Source organism: Streptomyces sp. NPDC051207 (assembly GCF_040682395.1).
GTDB lineage: Bacteria > Actinomycetota > Actinomycetes > Streptomycetales > Streptomycetaceae > Streptomyces.
In genome coordinates, this window is the sequence record NZ_JBFBAX010000027.1 from 66,583 (window position 1) to 89,392 (window position 22,810).

General features: G+C 72.2%; 15 protein-coding genes. 9 read left to right on the forward strand and 6 right to left on the reverse strand.

Annotated features, from left to right (window positions below):
* The first annotated feature begins 115 nt into the window (after positions 1-115).
* From AB0M97_RS24020 to AB0M97_RS24040, 5 genes are read left to right on the forward strand one after another with little or no spacing between them, the layout of a single operon-like run.
* Positions 116-3,121, forward strand: a complete 3,006-nt coding sequence (locus tag AB0M97_RS24020) for a nitrate- and nitrite sensing domain-containing protein (RefSeq protein ID WP_365963032.1) — start codon at positions 116-118, stop codon at positions 3,119-3,121.
* Positions 3,118-3,552: a roadblock/LC7 domain-containing protein gene (locus AB0M97_RS24025; RefSeq protein WP_365963015.1), complete on the forward strand. Its 435-nt coding sequence runs from the start codon at positions 3,118-3,120 to the stop codon at positions 3,550-3,552. Before AB0M97_RS24020 ends, AB0M97_RS24025 begins: the two co-directional genes overlap by 4 nt.
* Positions 3,553-3,561: 9 nt before the next feature.
* Complete coding sequence (locus AB0M97_RS24030) at positions 3,562-3,957, forward strand: DUF742 domain-containing protein (protein WP_365963016.1); 396 nt, start codon at positions 3,562-3,564, stop codon at positions 3,955-3,957.
* A 24-nt stretch (positions 3,958-3,981) separates the two neighbouring features.
* On the forward strand, positions 3,982-7,647 hold the full coding sequence (locus tag AB0M97_RS24035) for a hydantoinase B/oxoprolinase family protein (RefSeq protein WP_365963017.1): 3,666 nt from the start codon (positions 3,982-3,984) through the stop codon (positions 7,645-7,647).
* Positions 7,628-8,233 carry an ATP/GTP-binding protein gene (locus tag AB0M97_RS24040; protein WP_365963018.1) on the forward strand — a complete coding sequence of 202 codons (606 nt, stop codon included), beginning with the start codon at positions 7,628-7,630 and terminating at the stop codon, positions 8,231-8,233. Before AB0M97_RS24035 ends, AB0M97_RS24040 begins: the two co-directional genes overlap by 20 nt.
* Before the next feature lie 134 nt (positions 8,234-8,367).
* Here AB0M97_RS24040 and glpK read toward each other — a convergent pair whose 3' ends face one another.
* The 3 genes from glpK to AB0M97_RS24055 all read right to left on the reverse strand — a co-directional run bounded on the left by glpK (position 8,368) and on the right by AB0M97_RS24055 (position 12,779).
* Positions 8,368-9,885 carry a glycerol kinase GlpK gene (gene glpK / locus AB0M97_RS24045; protein WP_365963019.1) on the reverse strand — a complete coding sequence of 506 codons (1,518 nt, stop codon included), beginning with the start codon at positions 9,883-9,885 and terminating at the stop codon, positions 8,368-8,370.
* Between the two features lie 22 nt (positions 9,886-9,907).
* Positions 9,908-10,657, reverse strand: coding sequence for an MIP/aquaporin family protein (locus tag AB0M97_RS24050; protein WP_365963020.1), 750 nt, complete (start codon positions 10,655-10,657; stop codon positions 9,908-9,910).
* Positions 10,658-11,126: 469 nt separating this feature from the next.
* Entirely contained in the window at positions 11,127-12,779 is a 1,653-nt protein-coding gene (locus AB0M97_RS24055; protein ID WP_365963021.1) for a GGDEF domain-containing protein, read from the reverse strand.
* 182 nt (positions 12,780-12,961) lie between these two features.
* Between AB0M97_RS24055 and AB0M97_RS24060 the strand changes: the two genes are divergently transcribed.
* On the forward strand, positions 12,962-13,771 hold the full coding sequence (locus tag AB0M97_RS24060) for a M15 family metallopeptidase (protein ID WP_365963022.1): 810 nt from the start codon (positions 12,962-12,964) through the stop codon (positions 13,769-13,771).
* A gap of 47 nt (positions 13,772-13,818) precedes the next feature.
* Positions 13,819-14,352, forward strand: a complete 534-nt coding sequence (locus tag AB0M97_RS24065; RefSeq protein WP_365963023.1) for an NUDIX domain-containing protein — start codon at positions 13,819-13,821, stop codon at positions 14,350-14,352.
* 145 nt (positions 14,353-14,497) lie between these two features.
* Here the strand turns inward: AB0M97_RS24065 and AB0M97_RS24070 are convergent, their stop codons facing one another.
* Entirely contained in the window at positions 14,498-16,888 is a 2,391-nt protein-coding gene (locus AB0M97_RS24070) for a glycoside hydrolase family 31 protein (protein WP_365963024.1), read from the reverse strand.
* A gap of 213 nt (positions 16,889-17,101) precedes the next feature.
* Here AB0M97_RS24070 and AB0M97_RS24075 point away from each other — a divergent pair, with 213 nt between their 5' ends.
* Positions 17,102-19,069, forward strand: coding sequence for an acetoacetate--CoA ligase (locus AB0M97_RS24075; RefSeq protein ID WP_365963025.1), 1,968 nt, complete (start codon positions 17,102-17,104; stop codon positions 19,067-19,069).
* Between the two features lie 143 nt (positions 19,070-19,212).
* On the forward strand, positions 19,213-20,118 hold the full coding sequence (locus AB0M97_RS24080; RefSeq protein ID WP_365963026.1) for a hypothetical protein: 906 nt from the start codon (positions 19,213-19,215) through the stop codon (positions 20,116-20,118).
* A gap of 69 nt (positions 20,119-20,187) precedes the next feature.
* Here the strand turns inward: AB0M97_RS24080 and ptsP are convergent, their stop codons facing one another.
* Entirely contained in the window at positions 20,188-21,858 is a 1,671-nt protein-coding gene (gene ptsP / locus AB0M97_RS24085) for a phosphoenolpyruvate--protein phosphotransferase (protein ID WP_365963027.1), read from the reverse strand.
* A gap of 79 nt (positions 21,859-21,937) precedes the next feature.
* Entirely contained in the window at positions 21,938-22,387 is a 450-nt protein-coding gene (locus tag AB0M97_RS24090) for a PTS glucose transporter subunit IIA (RefSeq protein WP_365963028.1), read from the reverse strand.
* Positions 22,388-22,810: the final 423 nt, after the last annotated feature.

The window sequence follows — 22,810 nt, forward strand, 5'->3', positions numbered from 1 at the left end:
GAAGTTCAGGTTCCGGAAGGCTCTTCGAGTTCCCGGGGCGTCGGTAGTAGGCTCGCGCCGTTTGTTGACGCACATGAGTATCCCCGTGCCGACGGGGGTCGAGCTGGGGGAGGCCATGCGCTTTCGCGGGAAGTCGATCCGCCGGAAGATCGTGGCGCTGCTTCTCGTGCCGCTGGTGTCGCTCACCGCGATCTGGGCTTTCGCCACGGTCATCACGGGACGTGAGGCGAGCCGGCTGTTCAACGTGTCGGCCGTGGTCGAGAAGATCGGCTACCCCGTCGAGGACACCGTCCGGGTGCTCCAGCAGGAGCGCCGCCAGACCCTGGTCCACCTCGCCGACCCGCGCGCCTCCGCAGGACTGGCCGATCTCCGACGCAGCCGCACGGCCACCGACAAGGCCGTCGCCACAATTCGTGCCAACGCCAGGAACGCCGATGTACGGGACGCCCTCGGCGAAGGCTCCAGCGACCGGCTGACCGCCGTCCTCGACGCCTTCGAGGGCATCACCTCCCTGCGCCGCAGCGTCGAGGAGGGCACCGTCAACCGCGCCCAGGCCCTCGACCTCTACAACCGTCTGATCGACCCCTGTTACGTCCTGCTCTCCGGCCTCACCGTCGTCGACGACGGTGAGCTCGAAAAGCAGTACCGGGCGCTCGTCAACCTCGCCCGGGCCCGGGAACTGCTCTCCCGCGAGGACGCCCTGCTCGGCTCGGCCCTCATCGTCGGCAGGATCACCCGCGGCGAGATGCGCGACGTCTCCGACCTGGTGGCCCAGCGCAGGCTGCTGTACGACGTCAACCTGCCGCTGCTGCCCTCGTCGGAGCGGGACCGGTTCGAGAGCTTCTGGAAGAACGCCTCCTCCGCTCCCGTGCGCGTGGCCGAGGAAGCGGCCGTGACCTCGGACACCGGCAGCCCCAGGGGAGTCGACGCCAAGAGCTGGGACGCCGCGGCCGGCAATGTCCTCGACAAGCTCGCCACCCTCAACGACCAGGCCGGCGACCGCTACCAGGACCGGGTCAGCCCGGCCGCGATGAACGTCATCGCCCAGGTGGCCGTCGCCGGCGTCCTCGGCCTGATCGCCCTGCTGCTCTCCCTCTTCCTGTCCGTCCGCATCGGCCGCGGCCTCATCCGCGACCTGCGCCAGCTGCGCCTGGAGGCCCACGAGGCGTCCGGCGTGCGGCTGCCCAGCGTGATGCGCCGCCTCTCGGCGGGCGAGCAGGTCGACGTGGAGACCGAGGTCCCGCGCCTGGAGTACGACAAGAACGAGATCGGCGACGTCGGCCAGGCCCTCAACACCCTCCAGCGGGCCGCCGTCGAGGCAGCCGTCAAGCAGGCCGAACTCCGGGCCGGCGTCTCCGAGGTCTTCGTGAACCTCGCCCGGCGCAGCCAGGTCCTGCTGCACAAGCAGCTCACCCTGCTCGACAGCATGGAGCGGCGGACCGAGGACACCGAGGAACTCGCGGACCTGTTCCGCCTGGACCACCTGACCACCCGTATGCGCCGGCACGCCGAGGGCCTGGTGATCCTCTCCGGCGCCGCCCCCTCCCGGCAGTGGCGCAAGCCCGTCCAGCTGATGGACGTCGTGCGCGCCTCCGTCGCCGAGGTCGAGGACTACGAGCGCATCGAGGTGCGCCGCCTGCCGCGGGTCGCCGTCACCGGCCCCGCGGTCGCCGACCTCACCCACCTCGTGGCGGAACTCCTGGAGAACGCCACGGTGTTCTCCCCGCCGCACACCGCCGTGCAGGTCCTCGGCGAGCGCGTCGCCAACGGCTTCACCCTGGAGATCCACGACCGCGGCCTCGGCATGACGGCCGACGCGCTGCTCGACGCCAACCTCCGGCTCGCCGAGACCCCCGAGTTCGAGCTGTCCGACACCGACCGGCTCGGCCTGTTCGTCGTGAGCCGGCTCGCCCAGCGGCAGAACGTCCGGGTCTCCCTCCAGCCGTCCCCGTACGGCGGCACCACCGCCGTCGTGTTCATCCCCGACACGCTGCTGACGGACGACGCCCCCGACACCAACGGCGTCGGCTTCCGCCTCGACCGACCCCAGCGTCCCGACGCCGCCGAGTCCGAGGACGGCCGGGACGCCCTCACCCAGGTGCCGGCGCACCTGCCGGGCCTCCCGGTCTCCGTGCTGGACGGCCCGATCGAGCTGGAGGCGCCCGTCGGCCTGGACGGCCTCGACGACTTCCCGGGCGTGCTCGGCGACGAGGACAGCGAACGCGGCGGCATCTTCCGCAGGCGCGGCGCCGTCCCCCGCCCCGACGACACCACGGCACGCCGCCGTGACCGTCACCACCGCGCCCCCGCCGACACCCCGGGCACGACCGACGACGCGGACGGCGCCCTCAACGCCCCCGTGCCGCTGCCACGGCGCCACACGCCGAAGCTGGTCAGCTCGCACGGCCGCCCGGTCACCGACCAGCGCGGGCGGCGCGGTGAGGCGGACGACACGGCCCTGTCGGGCGGCCCCGAGCGGCTCGACGAGACGCCGCCCACGCTGCCGACCCGCCGCCGCGGTCCCGAGCCCGCCTCCGGGCCCGGCCCGGGCCGCCCGCAGACCGACGCCGTGCCACCGCTGCCCGCCCGGCGCCGCGGCACGACACCCGCCCGCTGGGACACCGACCCGGCGGCCCGCGCCGACGGGCAGGCCGCGACCCCGGCCACGCCCGCCCCTTGGTGCGGCGCCCCCGGCGACGAGCCCGAGGTCCCTGGCCTGCCCAGGCGCGCCCGGCGCCCGGAAGCCGCGGCCGGCGGCCCGGTGGACGCCTCCGAGCGCCCCGGTCCCGCAGCGGCGGGAACCGGTGCCGCACCGAGCCCGGCGGACCGGGCACCGGGCCGTGGCGCCCCATACGCAGATACGGACGCGGCGTCGGGACCCGGCGGCCCGGGCGGACTGCCCCGGCGCGTCCGGCAGGCCAGCCTGGCGCCCCAGCTGAAACGCGAACAGCGGCGCACCGCGAACCGGGCCGAGCCCGCCGACCGGGACGCCGACGAAGTACGCAGCCGCATGGCCTCGCTCCAGCGCGGCTGGCAGCGCGGCCGCGAGGAGAACGCCGCGGGCGACGAAGCCCGCAGCGGCCCAGCACCGCAAGGAACGAACAAGGGGGACGGTCGATGACCGCACCAAAGCCGACCGGCCACACCGCGACCATCAACGGGGAGCTGAACTGGCTCCTCGACGACCTGGTGGACCGCGTCGCCAGCATCCGGAAAGCCGTCGTGCTCTCCGGCGACGGTCTGGCAACGGGGGCGTCCAAGGACCTCACCCGTGAGGACAGCGAGCACCTGGCCGCCGTGGCCTCCGGCTTCCACAGCCTCGCCAAGGGCGTGGGCCGGCACTTCGAGGCGGGCAACGTCCGGCAGACCGTCGTCGAACTCGACGACGCGTTCCTGTTCGTGACGGCCGCCGGCGACGGCAGCTGCCTCGCCGTCCTCTCGGACGCGGACTCGGACGTCGGTCAGGTCGCCTACGAGATGACGCTGCTGGTCAAGCGGGTCGGCGTACATCTGGGCACCGCTCCGCGCACCGATCTGCACCCAGGCGGGTAGTGGGATGACATGAGCGCAGACGGTCAGGGAAGAAGCCACTGGTTCGACGACGAGGCCGGACCGGTCGTCCGTCCCTACGCCATGACGCGGGGCCGCACCACCAGTGCGGCCCAGCACCGCCTCGACGTGATCGCGGTGGTCGTCACGGAACCCCACGCGGACGACCCGGAGGCCGACCCCACGCTGTCCCCGGAACACGTCGACATCGTCGGACTGTGCCGGGACACCCCGCAGTCGGTCGCGGAACTCGCCGCGGAACTCGACCTGCCGATCGGCGTGGTGCGGGTACTCGTGGGGGATCTCGTGGCCGCGGAACTCGTCCATGTGAACCGGCCTGTACCCCCGGCCGAGCTGCCGGACGAGAGTATTCTGCGCGACGTGATCAACGGCCTGCGTGCGCTGTGAGCGGTGCGGAAGCGGAGTACTGACGTGACAGGCTGGCAGTTCTGGGTCGACCGGGGCGGCACGTTCACCGACATCGTCGCGCGCCGCCCCGACGGCCGGCTGCTCACGCACAAGCTGCTGTCGGACAACCCGGCCCGGTACCCCGACGCGGCGGTGGCCGGTGTCCGGGCGCTGCTCGACGGTGCCGGCGATCCCGTCGAGGCCGTCCGGATGGGGACCACCGTCGCCACCAACGCCCTGCTGGAACGCAAGGGCGAGCGGACCCTGCTCGTCATCACCCGCGGCTTCCGCGACGCGCTGCGCATCGCCTACCAGAACCGCCCCCGCATCTTCGCCCGCCGCATCGAGCTGCCCGAGCCGCTGTACGAGCGGGTCATCGAGGTCGACGAACGCATCGCCGCCGACGGCACCGTCCTGCGCGCCCCCGATCTGGACGCCCTCGCCGGGCAGCTCGAGGCGGCGTACGACGACGGGATCCGCGCCGTCGCCGTCGTATGCCTGCACAGCCACCTGCATCCCGCGCACGAACAGGCCGTGGGAGCGCTCGCCGCGCGTGTCGGTTTCCCGCAGGTCTCGCTGTCCAGCGAGGTCAGCCCGCTGATGAAGCTCGTCCCGCGCGGGGACACAGCCGTCGTCGACGCCTACCTGTCGCCCGTGTTGCGCCGCTACGTGCAGCAGGTCGCCGGCCGGCTCGAAGGCGTGCGGCTGATGTTCATGCAGTCCAACGGCGGACTCGCCGAGGCCGGTCAGTTCCGCGGCAAGGACGCCATCCTGTCGGGCCCGGCCGGAGGCATCGTCGGCATGGCCCGCATGTCGCAGCTCGCGGGCTTCGACCGTGTCATCGGCTTCGACATGGGCGGCACCTCCACCGACGTCTCGCACTTCGCCGGCGCGTACGAACGGGTCTTCACCACGCAGATCGCCGGCGTCCGGCTGCGCGCGCCCATGCTGGACATCCACACCGTCGCGGCCGGCGGCGGCTCGGTCCTCCACTTCGACGGCGCCCGCTACCGCGTAGGGCCGGACTCGGCGGGCGCGGACCCCGGCCCCGCCTGCTACCGCGCGGGCGGACCGCTCGCCGTCACCGACGCCAACGTGATGCTCGGACGCATCCAGCCCGCGTTCTTCCCCAGCGTGTTCGGCCCCGGCGGCGGCCAGCCGCTCGACGCGGACGTCGTCCGGGACCGCTTCACCGGCCTCGCGCGCGAGATCCGCGAGCGGACCGGCGACGACCGCAGCCCGGAGGAGGTCGCCGAGGGCTACCTCCGGATCGCCGTCGTCAGCATCGCGAACGCCGTGAAGCGCATCTCCGTCCAGAAGGGCCACGACGTCACCCGCTACGCCCTCACCACCTTCGGCGGCGCCGGCGGCCAGCACGCGTGCATGGTCGCCGACTCCCTCGGCATCCGCACCGTACTCGTGCCGCCCATGGCCGGTGTCCTGTCCGCGCTCGGCATCGGCCTCGCCGACACCACCGCCATGCGCGAACAGTCCGTCGAAGCGCCTTTGAACCCCGCCGCGATGCCCGGCGTCCACAAGACCGCCGACGACCTGGCGACCGCGGCCCGCGCCGAAGTCCTCGCGGAGGACGTCCCCGAGGACCGCATCCGCGTCACCCGCCGTGCGCAACTGCGCTACGACGGCACCGACACCACCCTCACCGTCGAGCTGACCGACCCCGACACCATGCGGGGCGCCTTCGAAGAACGTCATCGCGCCACGTACTCCTTCACGCTCGACCGTCCGATCGTCGTCGAAGCCCTCTCCGTCGAAGCCACCGGCATCACCGAACCCCCCGATCTGTCGGCCCTCGCCCGCTACGAAGGCCACCGCGCCGCCCCCGACACCGTCCGCCTCCACACCGGCGGCACCTGGCGCGACGTACCCCTCCACCGCCGTGAGCACCTGCCCCCCGGCGAGACCGTCACCGGCCCGGCGATCATCACCGAGGCCGGCTCGACGACCGTCGTCGACGACGGCTGGCAAGCCGCGACGACCGACGACGGGCATCTGGTCATGGAACGCGTCGCGGTCACGCAGAGTTCCGATCTCGACACGAAAACCGACCCGGTTCTTCTCGAGGTCTTCAACAACCTGTTCATGTCCATCGCCGAACAGATGGGCGCCCGGCTGGAGTCCACCGCCCAGTCCGTCAACATCAAGGAGCGGCTCGACTTCTCCTGCGCGCTGTTCGACCCGGACGGGAACCTGGTGGCCAACGCCCCGCACATCCCCGTCCACCTGGGCTCGATGGGCACCAGCGTCAAGGAGGTCATCCGGCGCCGCGGCACGAGCATGCGCTCCGGCGACATGTACGCCGTCAACGACCCCTACCACGGCGGCACCCACCTCCCCGACGTCACAGTGATCACCCCCGTCTTCGGCACCGCGCCCGCCGCGGCCACGAGTACCGAAGCGACCGTGGACACGGGCACGCACAGTGACCGGATTCTGTTCTACGTCGCCTCCCGCGGCCACCACGCCGAGATCGGCGGCATCGCCCCCGGCTCCATGCCCGCGAACAGCCGCACCATCGAGGAGGAGGGCGTCCTCTTCGACAACTGGCTGCTGACCGAGAACGGCCGCTTCCGCGAGGCCGAGACCCTCCGCCTGCTGACCGAGGCGCCGTACCCCTCCCGCAACCCGAAGACCAACCTCGCCGACCTGCGCGCCCAGATCGCCGCCAACCAAAAGGGCGTCGACGAAGTCGGCCACATGATCGAGAACTTCGGCCTCGACGTCGTGCAGGCCTACATGCGGCACGTGCAGGACAACGCCGAGGAAGCCGTCCGCCGCGTCATCGACGCCCTGGACGACGGCGAGTACGCCTACGAGACCGACTCCGGCGCGATCATCCGGGTACGCGTGCGCGTGGACCGCGGGAACCGCTCAGCGACCATCGACTTCACCGGCACCTCGGCGCAGCTCGCCACCAACTTCAACGCCCCCTCCTCGGTCGTCGACGCCGCGGTCCTGTACGTCTTCCGCACCCTGGTCGCCGACGACATCCCCCTCAACGACGGCTGCCTGCGCCCCCTGAACATCGTCGTGCCGCCCGGCTCCATGCTCGCCCCCGAGCCACCGGCCGCCGTCGTCGCGGGCAACGTCGAGACTTCCCAGGCCATCACCGGCGCCCTGTACGCCGCCCTCGGCGTCCAGGCCGAGGGCTCCGGCACCATGAACAACGTCACCTTCGGCAACGAACGCCACCAGTACTACGAGACCGTCGCCTCCGGATCGGGCGCCGGCCACGGCTTCCCCGGCGCGCCCGTGGTCCAGACCCACATGACGAACTCGCGGCTCACCGACCCCGAGGTCCTGGAGTGGCGCCTGCCCGTCCGGCTCGACGAGTTCGCGGTCCGGCGCGGCAGCGGCGGCGCCGGACGGTGGCCTGGAGGGGACGGCGCCGTACGCCGCATCCGGTTCCTGGAACCCATGACCGCCTCCACGCTCTCCCAGCACCGCAGGGTCCCGCCGTACGGCATGGCCGGCGGCGCCCCCGGCGCGCTCGGCGCCAACCGGGTGGAGCGCGCCGACGGCACGGTCACCGAGCTCGGCGGAAGCGACTTCGCGGACGTCGGCCCCGATGACGTGCTCGTCATCGAAACCCCCGGCGGCGGAGGCTACGGCCCACCGCCGCCCGACCCCCATCAAGCAGGAGAAAAGACCGATGATCTTCGGGCGCTCTGAGCGCGGCAAGCCCCCCGTCGAGCCCGTCACGCTCAAGATCCTGGTGGCCGGCGGCTTCGGCGTGGGCAAGACCACGCTGGTCGGCGCGGTCAGCGAGATCAGGCCGCTGCGCACCGAGGAACTGCTCACGGAGGCCGGTCGTCCGGTCGACGACACCAGCGGTGTGGAGGGCAAGCACACCACCACCGTGGCCATGGACTTCGGTCGCATCACGCTCCGCGAGGACCTGGTGCTGTACCTCTTCGGAACGCCCGGCCAGGAGCGGTTCTGGTTCATGTGGGACGAGCTCTCGGAGGGTGCCCTCGGCGCCGTGGTGCTCGCCGACACGCGCCGCCTGGAGGACTGCTTCGCCGCGATCGACTACTTCGAGCGGCGGTCCATACCGTTCCTCGTCGGCGTCAACTGCTTCGAAGGAGCGGCCCGTTACCCCGAGCAGGACGTCCGGCACGCCCTCGACCTCGACGACTACGTCCCGGTCGTGATGTGCGACGCGCGCGACCGCGAGTCCGTGAAGGACATCCTGGTGGGCGTCGTCCAGCATGCGATGAGGTTCGCGTCGGACCGCCGCCGGGCCGTCACCACCTGACGCGCGCGGGCCCGTGCCCCTCGGCCGTCCAGGGGCACGGAACGCGGTGAGAGGGCGGCGGCACACGCGCGTGGACGAAAGAACCGCGTGCACGCGTGCGTGCTGCTCGGCCCAGCGGACGCGTGCCTGCCCGCCTATTCACCCTCCTCCAGCCAGCCGAAGCTCTTCTCCACCGCCTTCCGCCAGTTGTGGTACTCGCGGTCACGCACCGACGCCTCCATGGCCGGCCGCCACTCGGCGTCCTCCTGCCAGTGCGCCTTCAGCTCGTCGAGGTCGTTCCACACGCCCGTGGCGAGCCCGGCCGCGTACGCGGCGCCCAGGCAGGTCGTCTCGGACACCTTCGGCCGGATCACCGGCACGTCGAGCACGTCCGCCTGGTGCTGCATGAGCAGGTTGTTCTTCGTCATGCCGCCGTCGACCTTCAGGGTCGTGATCCGCACCCCGGAGTCCTGGTACATGGCGTCCACGACCTCACGGGTCTGCCAGCTCGTCGCCTCCAGCACCGCCCGCGCGAGGTGCGCCTTCGTGACGTACCGGGTGAGCCCGGTGACGACACCGCGCGCGTCGGAGCGCCAGTACGGCGCGAACAGGCCCGAGAACGCGGGCACGATGTACGCCCCGCCGTTGTCCTCCACGCTCGCCGCCAGCGGCTCGATCTCGTCGGCGGTACGGATGATGCCGAGCTGGTCGCGGAACCACTGCACCAGCGCGCCCGTGATGGCGATCGCGCCCTCGAGGCAGTACACGGGCGCCTCGTCGCCGATCTTGTACCCCATCGTCGTCAGCAGCCCGTTCTTCGACGGCACCGGCCGGTTCCCGGTGTTCAGCAGCAGGAAGCTGCCGGTGCCGTAGGTGTTCTTCGCCGTGCCCACGTCGTAGCAGGCCTGACCGAACACGGCCGCCTGCTGGTCGCCCAGCGCGGATGCGACGGGCACCCCGGACAGCTGCCCGACCGCGGTGCCGTACACCTCGGAGGACGACCTGATCTCGGGCAGGATCGCCTCGGGGACGTTCATCGCGGACAGGATGGAGGGGTCCCACTGGAGGGTCTCCAGGTTCATCAGCATGGTGCGCCCGGCGTTCGTCACGTCGGTGACGTGCCGGCCGCCGTCCGTGCCGCCGGTCAGGTTCCAGATCAGCCAGGAGTCGATCGTGCCGAAGGCGATCTCGCCGCGCTCCGCGCGGGTTCTGAGGCCGGGCACGTTGTCGAGCAGCCAGGCCGCCTTCGGGCCGGAGAAGTAGCTGGCCAGCGGCAGCCCGGTCTGCTCGCGGAACCGGTCCTGGCCGTCCGAGCCGCCCAGCTGGTTGCACAGGGCGGAGGTACGGGTGTCCTGCCACACGATCGCGTTGTGCACGGGCTTGCCCGTCGAGCGGTCCCACAGGACCGTCGTCTCGCGCTGGTTGGTGATCCCGAGCGCGCTGATCTGGTCCGCGCGCAGCCCTGCCTTGGCGATGGCCCCCGCCACCACCGCCTGCACCTTGGACCAGATCTCGGTGGCGTCGTGCTCCACCCAGCCCGGCTTGGGGAAGATCTGGCGGTGCTCGCGCTGGTCGACGGCGACGATGGCGCCGCTGTGGTCGAAGACGATGCAGCGGCTCGAAGTGGTGCCCTGGTCGATTGCGGCGACGTACTTCTCAGAGTTGTCCGTCATGGCTACCCCTTGGGCTGGGACGTCAGAAGGCTGCGTTGTAGATGAGGCCCGCGAGCGATCCGCCGATCAGCGGGCCGACGACCGGGATCCACGCGTAGCCCCAGTCGGAGGTGCCCTTGTTCGGGATCGGCAGGAAGGTGTGCACGATCCGGGGGCCGAGGTCGCGCGCGGGGTTGATGGCGTAGCCGGTCGGACCGCCCAGGGACAGGCCGAGGCCGACGACGAGGAGCGCGACGATCAGCACGAGCATGCCGGACTCGCCGAGACCCTTGGTGAGGCCGAAGGAGAGGATCGGCAGGGCGAGCCCCATGGTCGCGATGATCTCCGTCAGCAGGTTGGCGACGGGGTTGCGGATCTCCGGGATGGTGGAGAAGATCCCGAGCGTCGGAACCGGCTCGTCCGCCGTGCCCTCCGTGGTGCCCGTCTCGCGCACGTTGGCCTGGAACTGCGCGAAGTACACCAGGTAGCACAGCACCGCGCCCAGCATGGCGCCGACGAGCTGGCCCAGGACGTAGACCCAGACCTTGCCCCACTCGCCGGTGTCGATGGCGATGGCGACGGTGACGGCCGGATTGATGTGCCCGCCGGACAGCGGGGCGGCGGTGTAGGCGCCCGCCAGCACGGCGAAGCCCCATCCGAACGCGATCACGATCCAGCCCGAGGCGCGGGCTTTCGAGAATCTCAGGGTGACGGCGGCACAGACACCGGCGCCGAACAGAATGAGGATCGCCGTACCGATGACCTCGCCGACGAAAATGTCTCCGTTGCTCATGGCGACTCCTAGGCCCCGGCTCCGGGACGGTCGGCCCCGGCGCTCCGTGCAGGGTGGGTTCGTTCTCCCATGGTGCGTTTCCCATGGCGGTCTCGCCCGGCGGCAGGAATCCCGCGCGCCTGCCCGGCGCCCGCGACGGGTGTGCCCGCGCAGCCGAATCGCCCGTGGGGGACTGGCCCGAAGCACAGCGGGGCCGCGCGGCGCAATACCGGAATGCGCCGAGATGGAGCGCGATGTCGACCGACACCGGAAGTGTTCACCGGCACCCAAAGGGCGTCAAGGTCGCCGACGGCAACGGTTGAGAGCGTGCCGGCGCACGACAAGCGCAAGAGCCCTGGAGAGACGAGCGCGGGAATCGGCCACGAGGCGGCACACGTCGGCGACCGCCCGACAGCCCGCACGGACAGCCGGCGCCCCCCCCCGTAGCCCTCCGCCCGACTCCGCCCGTCGGACCCGGTGGTCCGCCCCGTCAGACCCCGCCCGGCTCCACCACCGCGAGCCCCGCGGGCGCGGGCGTCCCCTCCGCGCCGCGCCGGATCTCGAACCCGGGCAGCCCCGCCCGGCCCAGCACCCAGCTCGCGCCCCGCAACGCCTTCGCGGCCTTCTTCAGCGGCGCGAGACAGGCGGCCACCTGCCGGTGGTCCGTGACGCTGCCCGGCGCGCACAGCACCGTCGCCAGCGACAACGTGACCGGCCTGCCACCCGCCGACCAGGGCGCGTCAAGGACGGACGAGGCCAGCGGATCCAGCTCGTCCGGTTCCGCCAGCACCAGGAAGTCGTCCCCGCCGATGTGCCCCACGCGCGTGCCGCCCGTCGCCGCCTGTTGCAGCGCCCGCCCCACCGAACGGATCAGCTCGTCCCCGGCCGCGAATCCGGCACCGTCGTTGACCTGCTTGAAGTGGTCGACGTCCAGCCAGCTCAGCGTGAAGAGCCGCCCGGCGGCGATCCTCCGGTCCACCTCGCCGGTGATCGCGTCGGAACCGGGCAACCTGGTCAGCGGATTGAGCCCGGCCGCCTCCTCCACACGGCTCTCGGCCAGGGCGCGCACCAGGTCCGCGAGCCGTACGACGCCCACGCACCGCCCGTACCGGTCCACCACGGCCACGTCGTCCGACGTGCGGTCCCGGTCGCCGACCGCCAGCACGTCCAGCACCTCCCACGCGGTCGCGTCGACGCCGACCGTGCGGGGCGCGTCACCGAGCTTGGCGGCCGGTCGGTCCGCGTACAGGGCGTGCCCGTAGCGCGCCGACATCGACAGCAGGAAGCGCGACCGGTGCACCGAACGGACCGGAACCCCGGCCCGGTCCACGAGCAGCACCCCGGAGACCTCGGGGGAGCCGGTCAGCAGCGCGCGCACCTGACCGGCGGACGCCGTGGCGGGCAGCAGCGCGGCCGGCCGCACGAACTCGCGGACCGACGGTCCGGACCGCGGCACCGCCACGGGCCCGGGGGAGCGTGGCGGAACGTACACGTCCGCCACGGGCAGCCGGGCGGGCGGCGCGAACAGCTCGCCCTGCGCGAGCTGCGCACCGGCCGCCAGCGCCGCCCCGCACTGCACCTCGGTCTCCACGCCCTCGACCGACAGCAGCGCGCCCAGCTCGTCGCAGAGCGTCCGCATCGCCCGTACGGCGGCCGGCCGCGCCAGCAGCGCGGCGTCGAGCTTCACCAGACCGGGGGCCAGGTCGGCGAGCAGCCGCAGCGGAACGTCCCCGTCCCCGACGCCGTCGGCGCAGATCCCAAAGCCCTGCTCCCTGACCGCGTCCACGGCTTCCAGCAGGGCCCGCTGCGGCACGTGCGTGTACGGCGGGCAGACGTCGACCGTCACCTCCCAGGGCAGCCGCCCGGCCTCGCGCACGGCGTCGTGCAGGGGCGTGAGGCCGCCGAGATCGGCGAGGGTGCCCGCGAACACGTTGACGTGCAGCGGAAGCAGCGTCTCGTGGCGCACCGCCGCACGGACGGCGGACACCGCGAGCCGCCTGTCGAGCTCCGGGTCGCGGCGGGCCTCGGCCAGGATGTCGCCGCTCTCCGGGCGGGCGAGTACCTCCAGCCCGGCGACCCCGCCGGTGGCCAGATTGACCACCGGCTGGAAGGCGAACCGCAGACTGTCCGTCCAGGAGGGCACGGGAGCATCGTGGCGCCGCCGAGGACCGCCCTGGCCCAGTTCATGAGACGTTCACGCAGGCTTCCCGCCCGGTCGCACAGCGTGTGCATGCCTTGGCCCGACCTTCAGCGCGGCAGGCGCCACCGGCACGACAGCGCCCGGTCACTTCCCCGGCGGAACCCACTCCTGATAGACGCAGGGACATGACACGACTCTCCACCGCGGTACGCGCTCTGGTCACCGCTCTCACCACCCTGCTCGTCGCCACCACCGCCGCGGGCACCGCCCACGCCGGCACCGAACCCGGGGCGCCCGAGGACTTCGTGGCCCTCAGGGACGTCGACCGGACGATCATCGAGGACATGCGCTACTTCACGCCGCACAACTTCGTCGGCGAGCGCATCGACGGCTACCAGCAGCCCCTGTGCATCCTCACCCGCCCCGCCGCCGAAGCCCTGCACGAGGCCCAGACGGCACTGCTGCGCCAGGGCTACAGCCTCAAGGTCTACGACTGCTACCGGCCGCAGCGCGCCGTGGACCACTTCGTGCGCTGGGCCAAGGACCTCGACGACCAGGCGATGAAGGCGGAGTTCTACCCGGACGTCGACAAGTCCCGCCTGTTCGCGGACGGTTACATCGCGGAGAAATCAGGCCACAGCCGCGGCTCGACCGTCGACCTCACCATCGTCCGGCTCCCCGCGAAGCCGACCCGGCCCCACCACCCCGGCCAGCCCTTCGTGCCCTGCTACGCGCCCCAGGACCAGCGCTTCCCGGACAACTCCGTCGACATGGGCACCGGCTACGACTGCTTCGACACCCTCTCCCACACCCTCGACCCGCGCATCCAGGGCGAACAGCGCGCCAACCGGCTGCTCCTCAAGGGCACCCTGGAGAGCCTCGGCTTCGTGAACCTGGCCGAGGAGTGGTGGCACTTCACCTTCAAACCCGAGCCGTACCCGGGCACCTTCTTCGACTTCCCCGTGTCCGCCAAGTCGCTGACCGGCAGGCACTGAGCCGCCCGACGGAGACGCCCTCGTGGTGATCGGATACAGTCCGCGGCGTGTCCGAAACCCACACCTCAACCCCCAACTCCGTGCCGGGCTCCCACTGTTCGGGATGCGGCGCACCCTACGGGGAGGGCGTCTCCGGCTGGCCCCGCACCTGCCCCGCGTGCGGCACCGTGGCCCACCGCAATCCGCTGCCCGTCGCGGTGGCCCTCCAGCCCGTGTACGACACCAGCGGCACCGCCCTGGTCGTCATCACGCGGACCGTGGCCCCCGCCCTCGGCGGCACCGCCCTGCCCGGCGGTTACGTCGACGACCGGGAGGACTGGCGGCACGCGGTCGTCCGCGAACTCAAGGAGGAGACCGGCATCGACGCGGCGGCACGCGACGTGCGCCTCGCCGACGTGATGAGTTCGCCCGACGGCCACCTCCTGCTCTTCGGCCTGCTGCCGGAGCGCCCCGCCGACGGCCTGCCGCCCTCCGCCGCCACGGACGAGACAGAGGGCTGGCACCTGCTGCGCAGGCCCGAGGAACTCGCCTTCCCGCTGCACACGGTGGCCGTACGGGCCTGGTTCGAGGGCCGCTACTGAGCCGACGGTGCCCTTGGGCGGTCCACGTGAAGCGGCGCCCGGCAGGCACGCGGGCCGCGTTTCCGGGCCGTCGTCCGCGGGCGGCGGCCCGCCGCCTGGTGACCGCCCGCACCTGACCGACGCAAGTCCGGCCTGTGGATGCGGCTCACGGCGTGCCCACCGCGCGGCGTCCGGCAGGCGCCAGCCCGCGCACACGCACCGGATGAGGCGGCTCGCCGACGCCGTCCTCACCCTCCCGCTCGACGATCACCCTCCGGCCCTCCCGGCGGACGGCGTACCGCTCGACCTCCGGCTCGTCCCAGCCGTCCCCCACGTCCACCACGACCAGCCCGCCCCCGAAACGCCCCGGGGCGGGCGCCCACACCTCCAACTCCAGGTCCCCCTCCGGCCCCCGCACCGGAATCACGGCACCCGCGCGTGCGAACACCGGGATCCGCGACAGCGGGGCCTCCACCAGCACCTGCGTCGGCCCTTCGTACGCCCGCCCCGTCGCCGTGTCGTACCACCGCCCCCGCGGCAGCCGCACCGCACGCCGGTCCACGCCCGGCGCGAGCACCGGCGCCACCAGCAGGCAGTCGCCCAGCAGGAACGCGTCCCCGCAGTCGCGCAGGGCACGCTCCTCGGGCGCCGACCACCACAGCGGGCGCACATAGGGCGCTCCCGTGCGCCGGGCCACATGCGCCAGCGTCAGGAAGTACGGCAGCAGCCGCCGGCGCTCCAGCAGCGCCACACGCGCGTGCTCCAGCACGTCGGCACCGAACTCCCACGGCTCCCGGCGCCCCGCCCGCAGACTCGCGTGCGTACGGAACAGCGGCAGATACGCGCCGAGCTGGAACCACCGCAGGTACAGCTCCGGCGAAGGACTCCCGTCGAACCCGCCGACGTCCGGCCCCGAGTACGGCACCCCGCACAGCCCGAGGCCCAGGACCAGGGCCAGCGACGCCCGCAGCCCCGGCCAGCCCGTGGCCACGTCACCCGACCACGTCCCGCCGTACCGCTGCATGCCGGCCCAGCCGGAGCGCGAGAAGACGAACGGCCGCCGGCCCGGCTCCAGCGTGCGCAGCGCCTCGTAGGCCGCTCTCGCCATGCACAACGCGTACACGTTGTGCGCCTCCCGGTGGTCGCCACCGCGCCCCTCCAGGGAGTGTCGTGCCGAGCGCGGCAGCGTCGACTCACCGAAGGCGGCGAACGACGTCGGCTCGTTCATGTCGTGCCAGAACCCGGCGAACCCCCGCGTGAGCCGCTCCTCGTACAGGCCGCCCCACCACTCACGCACACGCGCGTGCGTGAAGTCCGGGAAGACCGCCTCCCCGGGCCACGCGACGCCCCGCACCACCCGCCCCGAGGCGTCCCGCACGAACGCGTCCCCGGCCGTCCCCGCGTCGTACACGGCGTTGCCGGGCGCCGCCCGCACCGCCGGGTCGACGATCGACACCAGCCGGATCCCGTCCGCCCGCAGGTCCTCGGCGAGCTGCGGCAGCTTCGGGAAGCGGTCCTCGTCGACGGTGAACACCTGGTGCCCGTCGTAGTGGTCGATGTCCAGGTGCACGGCGTCGAGCGGCAGTCCGCGCTCCTGATAGCCCGCCACGATCCGCCGCACCTCCTGCTCGGTGCCGAAACCCCACCGCGCGTGCTGGTGCCCGAGCGCCCACGCGGGCGGCACAGCGGCGGCCCCCGTCAGGGAGCTCCAGGCGCGCACCACACGCGCGGGAGTGCCCACCATCACCCAGCACCGCAGCGGCCCGCCGTCCGCGCGCACCTCGCTCGTCCCGACCCGGTCGTGCCCGGAACCGGCACCCTCGACGCCCTCCTGGAGCCTCACCGTGCCGTCCCAGGAGGTGTCGTGGAAGACGAGATGCGTCCCGGCGTCGGCCACGATCATCTGCACCGGCATCGTGATGTACAGCGGATCGTCCCCCGCCGCGAAAGCCCGGCCGGGGTCGGTGTTCCACAGGCGGTACGTCCCGTCCCGCAGCCGCGGCCCCGACGCGCGGCCACCCAGCCCGAAGAACCGGGCGTCCGCCGCGACCTCCGACCGCTGCATCCACCGCGCCGGACCGCCACCCACCGGCTCCCACCAGCGCGGCGGGTGATCACGGCGCAGCGTCACCCCTCCCGGCGTGCACACCTCGATCGCGCCGTGCCGGGAGACCCCCACCGTCATCCGCTCCGACACGACCCGCCAGCCGCCGTCCGTGTCCGGCTCCAGCTGGGCCCGCGGATCCGGCTCGGGACAGCTCCCGGCGAGCGCGTACGACGGCTCGGGACCGGCCCCGTCCCACCCCCAGAAGACCGACCCGTTCCCGGCGACGACAATCCGCAGCTCGGACCGGTCGAAGCGCAGCACACCACCGCCCGGCCCCGGCTCCGCACCCCGCACCGACCCCGGCACCCGGGCGCGCTCTGCCCCGCGTGACGGCAGCCCGGCGGCATCCGCACGCCGCCTGCGCCATGCCGCCCGTACGGTACGCAACCCCTGGGCCACCCCCGCGGAACCGACTGCCTTCACCGAACGCACCAGGTCACGACCGTCCATGCTGCTCACCCTGCCACTGCGTGACCCACGCCCGCGTGCCGTTCAGCTTCCGTTCACTCGTGTCCCGGCCACATCTTCACGAGGGGGACTATGTGGAGGGCGCCCTGGTGTTGAAGTCGATCACATGGCATCGTCCGTGTCAGCCGCGTCACGCGCACACCCCAGCCCGTGCGCGGAGGACGCACACGACGCGCACAGTCCGGGAGCCGCCCCATGTCGACCCAGAACCCCCAGCCGCTCTGGCAGCCCGATCCGGAACGCATCGCCCAGGCGCAGATCACCAGGTTCCAGACCTGGGCCGCCGAACACCACGGCGCTCCGGCCGAGGGCGGCTACGCGGCACTGCACCGCTGGTCCGTGGACGAGCTGGAGACCTTCTGGAAGGCCGTCACGGAGTGGTTCGACGTCCGCTTCACCACGCCCTACGCGCGCGTGCTGGGCGACCGCTCCATGCCCGGCGCCCAGTGGTTCCCCGGCGCCACCCTGAACTACGCCGAGCACGCCCTGCGCGCCGCACGGACCCGCGCGGACGAACCGGCCCTCCTGCACGTGGACGAGACCCACGAACCCCGCCCCGTCACCTGGGCCGAACTGCGCCGCCAGGTCGGCTCCCTGGCCGCCGAACTCCGCGCCCTCGGCGTACGCCCCGGCGACCGCGTCAGCGGCTATCTCCCGAACGTCCCGCAGGCCGTGGTCGCCCTGCTCGCCACAGCCGCCGTCGGCGGCGTGTGGACGTCCTGCGCCCCCGACTTCGGCGCCCGCAGCGTCCTCGACCGCTTCCAGCAGGTCGAACCGGTCGTCCTGTTCACCGTCGACGGCTACCGCTACGGCGGCAAGGAACACGACCGCCGCGACACCGTCGCCGAACTGCGCCGCGAACTGCCCACCCTGCGCGCCGTCGTCCACATCCCCCTCCTCGGCACCGAGGCACCCGAGGGCGCGCTGGACTGGTCGGCCCTGACAGCGGCGGACACCGACCCCGTCTTCGAGCAGGTGCCCTTCGACCACCCCCTGTGGGTGCTCTACTCCTCCGGCACCACCGGCCTGCCCAAGGCCATCGTCCAGTCCCAGGGCGGCATCCTGGTCGAACACCTCAAGCAGCTCGGCCTGCACTGCGACCTCGGCCCCGAGGACACCTTCTTCTGGTACACCTCCACCGGCTGGATGATGTGGAACTTCCTGGTCTCCGGCCTCCTTACCGGCACCACGGTCGTCCTCTACGACGGCAGCCCCGGCTTCCCGGACACCGGCGCGCAGTGGCGGGTCGCCGAACGCACCGGCGCCACCCTGTACGGCACCTCGGCGGCATACGTCATGGCGTGCCGCAAGGCCGGCGTCCACCCCGCGCGGGACCACGACCTCAGCAAGGTGCGGTGCGTGGCCACCACCGGTTCACCGCTGCCGCCCGACGGCTTCCGCTGGCTCCACGACGAGGTCCGCGACGACATGTGGATCGCCTCCGTCAGCGGCGGCACGGACGTGTGCTCCTGCTTCGCCGGAGCCGTCCCCACCCTCCCCGTGTACGTCGGCGAACTCCAGGCCCCCTGCCTGGGCACCGACCTGCGGTCCTGGGACCCGAACGGCGCTCCGCTCGTCGACGAGGTCGGGGAACTGGTCGTCACCAACCCCATGCCGTCCATGCCGATCCACTTCTGGAACGACCCCGACGGCAGTCGCTACCACGACAGCTACTTCGACACCTACCCCGGCGTGTGGCGGCACGGCGACTGGACCACCGTCACCTCCCGCGGCTCCGTCGTCATCCACGGACGCTCCGACTCCACGCTCAACCGCCAGGGCGTCCGCATGGGCTCCGCCGACATCTACGAAGCCGTCGAGCGACTCCCCGAGATCAAGGAGTCCCTCGTCATCGGCATCGAGCAGCCCGACGGCGGCTACTGGATGCCCCTGTTCGTGCACCTCGCCCCCGGAGCCGTCCTCGACGAGGCACTCCTGAACCGCATCAAGCAGACCATCCGCGAACAGCTCTCACCCCGCCACGTCCCCGACGAGATCATCGAGGTGCCCGGAGTCCCGCACACCCTCACCGGCAAACGCATCGAGGTCCCGGTCAAGCGCCTCCTCCAGGGCACCCCGATGGAGAAGGCGGTCAACCCCGGATCCATCGACAACCTCGACCTCCTGCACTTCTACGAGGACCTGGCCCGCAAGCGCTCCTGACCACCCCCGTCGGTTGGCCAACTCCCTCACCACCACGCGGACTTCGCCGAACGCCCGGCGAAGTCCGCGCCCCGCCGGACGCCGTTGTCAGTGCCTCCGATTACTGTGAGTGAGCATTGATCGACTGCGCACAGGGGGAAAACATGGCGCACACCGACCGACTGACCATGCGACGCGCTCTGCGCCGCGAAATCGCCGGCACCCTCGGCCTGCTGACCGACGAGCACGACTTCCGTGCCATGCGGCGCTACCGCAGCTTCACCTTCGACGACCACACCACCTACCTACGAGAAGTCGAGGCCCTCCTCAGGGCCCGCGCCACCCAGGGCACCGTCACCACGGTCGCCCTCTTCGACCCGGCCGAGTACGCCGAGTTCTGCCAGGAGACCGGCCTCGACCCCGACCGGCCCGCCAGCCGCGCCCGCTTCACCGCCGAGCTCGCCACCACCGGCCCGACCGTCCCCTACGACGGCCGGCCGCTCACCGACCTCCTGCCGAACCTGGTCGACGCAGCCGTACGACAGGCCACCTGGGAGTACGCGAGCACCCTCCTGGCCCGCCTCGGCACCTGCGCCACCTGCGGCGAGGACATCGGCCGCGCCGCCTTCACCCGCGCCTCGGAACTGCTCCTGCGCATCCTCGAAACATCGCGCAGCGGCAACCGGCACCTCGTGTGCAGCGTCTCGGGACCACCGGAAACCCTCCTCGCCGTCCTGCACGCCGACGACGACACCGACGGCGCCACCCAACTGGACGAGGCGGAAGCCCTCGAATTCACCACGGTCCTGGCCCTCGGCCTCGCCACCCACCACCCGGGCGGAATCGTCATCCGCACCAGCGCCCCCGGCACCCCCGACCACGTCTACGGCTGGCGCCTGCGCGGCAACGGCCTCGAACCGCTCACCGCGGGCGAGGTCTTCGACGCCTACTGCACCGACCGCGAGACCGGAGACCTGATCGCCCCGGAACCGGGCGTCGACTACTGCGAGCCACCCGACCTCGGAGACACGGGACCTGAGGTCCCGGGACACGACCACGGCGACGGCTGAAACACGGGAGGGGCGCCCCACCCGAAGGCGGAGCGCCCCTCACCGCAGCCGGTCGGCGAACCGGCCGCCTCACTCGCCGGACAGCACCGCCTGCGCCGCGCTGCGCGCCTCCTCGGCGGTGTCAGCCGCCCGCGCGGCCGCAGCGGCCCGCTCGCACTGCGCCAGCGTGTACTTCGCCAGCGTCGCCCGCACATACGGAATCGACGCCGCACCCATGGACAAGGAGGTGACACCCAGACCGGTCAGCACACACGCGAGCAACGGGTCGGACGCGGCCTCGCCGCACACCCCGCAGCTCCTGCCCTCGGCCCTCGCCGCCTCGGCGGACAGCGCGACCAGGTCGAGCAGCGCGGGCTGCCACGGGTCCTGCAAGCGGGACACCGCACCCACCTGACGGTCGGCGGCAAAGGTGTACTGCGCCAGATCGTTGGTGCCGAGCGACAGGAACTCGACCTCCTGCAGGATCGAACGCGCCCGCAGCGCGGCCGACGGAATCTCCACCATCGCACCGAACTTCGCCCGCAGCCCGGCCTCCCGGCAGGCGTCCGCGAACGCCTTGGCGTCGGTACGGTCCGCCACCATCGGCGCCATGACCTCCAGGTGCACCGGCAGGCCCTCCGCAGCCTTGGCGAGCGCGGTCAGCTGGGTGCGCAGCACCTCCGGATGGTCGAGCAGCGTCCGCAGGCCGCGCACGCCCAGCGCGGGGTTAGGCTCGTCGGCCGGCGTCAGGAAGTCCAGCGGCTTGTCGGCACCGGCGTCCAGGACCCGCACGACGACCCGGCCCTCGGGAAACGCCTCCAGCACCTGACGGTAGGCGGCGACCTGCTTCTCCTCGGACGGCGCCTGCTTGCTGTCGTCCAGGAAGAGGAACTCGGTACGGAACAGGCCGACACCCTCGGCCCCGGCCTCGACGGCCGCGGGCACGTCCGAAGGACCGCCCACGTTCGCCAGCAGCGGCACCCTGTGACCGTCGGACGTGACACCCGGCCCCGACGACGCCGCCAGCGCCGCACGCCGCTCGGCCGCCGCGGCCTCCATCTGCGCCTTCTTCTCCTCGCTCGGATTCACGAAGATCTCGCCCGTGCTGCCGTCCACAGCGATCACCGTGCCCTCGGCGAGCTCCCCGGCACCGGGAAGCGCCACGACCGCCGGCACCCCGAGCGCCCGCGCGAGGATCGCGCTGTGGCTGGTCGGCCCCCCCTCCTCGGTCACGAAACCGAGGACCAGCGCCGGATCGAGCAGCGCCGTGTCGGCCGGCGCCAGATCGCGCGCGATGAGGACGTACGGCTGGTCGCTGTCTGGGACACCCGGCATGGGCACCCCGAGCAACCGCGCGACGATACGGTTCCGCACGTCGTCCAGGTCGGCCACCCGGCCGGCGAGGTACTCACCGGCACCGGCCAGCAGGGCCCGGTACGCGGCGAAGGCGTCGTACACCGCGCGCTCGGCGGTGCTGCCCACGGCGATACGCCGCTCGACGTCCGCCATCAGCTCGGGGTCCTGGGCCATCAGGGCCTGCGCCTCGAGCACCGCCTGGGCCTCGCCGCCCGCCAGGTTGCCGCGCGCCATGAGGTCGGCCGCCACAGCCTCGACCGCCTTGTGCGCGCGCCCCTGTTCACGCTCCGCGTCCTCGGCCGGAATCTGCTTGGCCGGCGGTTCGAGCACCGCCGTACCCATGTGCCGAACCTCGCCGATCGCCACTCCGTGGCTGACGCCGACGCCTCGCAGCGTTGTCTCCATCTCACCCGTCTCCGATAGAGCGGCGGGTCCCGCCGCCGCGTTGGTTGTCCTGCGGGCCGTCGTGAGGACGGCACTGACGTCACTTCCAGACGAACAGCGTGTCGCCGGCCTTCACATCGCCGTCCTCACGGAGCTCAGAGAGCGCCTCCGCCGTGGCTTCGAGCGCCACGACCGGGCACACCGGGGACTTGCCCCCGGCCTCGACGTCGGCCGGGTTCCAGCGCACGATGCCCTGGCCGCGCGTGACCTTGTCGCCCTTGCCGACGAGCAGCTCGAAGCCCTCGCCGTTGAGCTGCACCGTGTCGATGCCGAGGTGGGTGAGCACACCGTGTCCCTGCTCGTCGACCACGACGAAGGCGTGCGGATGAAGCGAGACGATGACTCCGTCAACGGGTGACACAGCCTCCGATGGCTCACGCACGGGATCGATCGCCATACCCGGGCCGACCATGGCCCCGGAGAAGACCGGATCCGGCACGGCGGCCAGTCCGATGGCACGTCCTGCCAGCGGGGACGTCACGGTGGTCATGGGAAGCCTCCCAGAGGTGGAGAGTCAGACGAGCGCCGTCACTACCTGTCCCGGACGGCGCTGACCAGCAGCGTATGTCATATGAAGTGCCGGTTCCGCACGAGAGGTTCGCTTCGCGCCCCTGGCGTCGGCCCACTGCGATTTGCGCCTCTCCAGAGCGCGATGTACAGTCGAAGACCTGCTTGGGGCTGAGCAGCGCCGCACGGCGTCCGGCCCGGCAGCATCCAACTCAGCCAGATCCTCTCCAGAGGTCACTTTCTGCGCGCTCGCAGAACGGTGGTCAGGGGGACGGAAAAACACTGGTAGAGTTGAAACATCGAAGGGAAGCGCCCGGAGGAAAGCCCGAGAGGGTGAGTACAAAGGAAGCGTCCGTTCCTTGAGAACTCAACAGCGTGCCAAAAGTCAACGCCAGATATGTTGATA

Excerpts from the sequence above, each read along its gene's own strand:
- AB0M97_RS24020 (WP_365963032.1), top strand. The coding sequence starts at position 116 with ATGCGCTTTCGCGGGAAGTCGATCCGCCGGAAGATCGTGGCGCTGCTT.
- AB0M97_RS24025 (WP_365963015.1), top strand. The coding sequence starts at position 3,118 with ATGACCGCACCAAAGCCGACCGGCCACACCGCGACCATCAACGGGGAG.
- AB0M97_RS24030 (WP_365963016.1), top strand. The coding sequence starts at position 3,562 with ATGAGCGCAGACGGTCAGGGAAGAAGCCACTGGTTCGACGACGAGGCC.
- AB0M97_RS24040 (WP_365963018.1), top strand. The coding sequence starts at position 7,628 with ATGATCTTCGGGCGCTCTGAGCGCGGCAAGCCCCCCGTCGAGCCCGTC.
- glpK (WP_365963019.1), bottom strand. The coding sequence starts at position 9,885 with ATGACGGACAACTCTGAGAAGTACGTCGCCGCAATCGACCAGGGCACC.
- AB0M97_RS24050 (WP_365963020.1), bottom strand. The coding sequence starts at position 10,657 with ATGAGCAACGGAGACATTTTCGTCGGCGAGGTCATCGGTACGGCGATC.
- AB0M97_RS24060 (WP_365963022.1), top strand. The coding sequence starts at position 12,962 with ATGACACGACTCTCCACCGCGGTACGCGCTCTGGTCACCGCTCTCACC.
- AB0M97_RS24070 (WP_365963024.1), bottom strand. The coding sequence starts at position 16,888 with ATGGACGGTCGTGACCTGGTGCGTTCGGTGAAGGCAGTCGGTTCCGCG.
- AB0M97_RS24075 (WP_365963025.1), top strand. The coding sequence starts at position 17,102 with ATGTCGACCCAGAACCCCCAGCCGCTCTGGCAGCCCGATCCGGAACGC.
- AB0M97_RS24080 (WP_365963026.1), top strand. The coding sequence starts at position 19,213 with ATGGCGCACACCGACCGACTGACCATGCGACGCGCTCTGCGCCGCGAA.
- ptsP (WP_365963027.1), bottom strand. The coding sequence starts at position 21,858 with ATGGAGACAACGCTGCGAGGCGTCGGCGTCAGCCACGGAGTGGCGATC.
- AB0M97_RS24090 (WP_365963028.1), bottom strand. The coding sequence starts at position 22,387 with ATGACCACCGTGACGTCCCCGCTGGCAGGACGTGCCATCGGACTGGCC.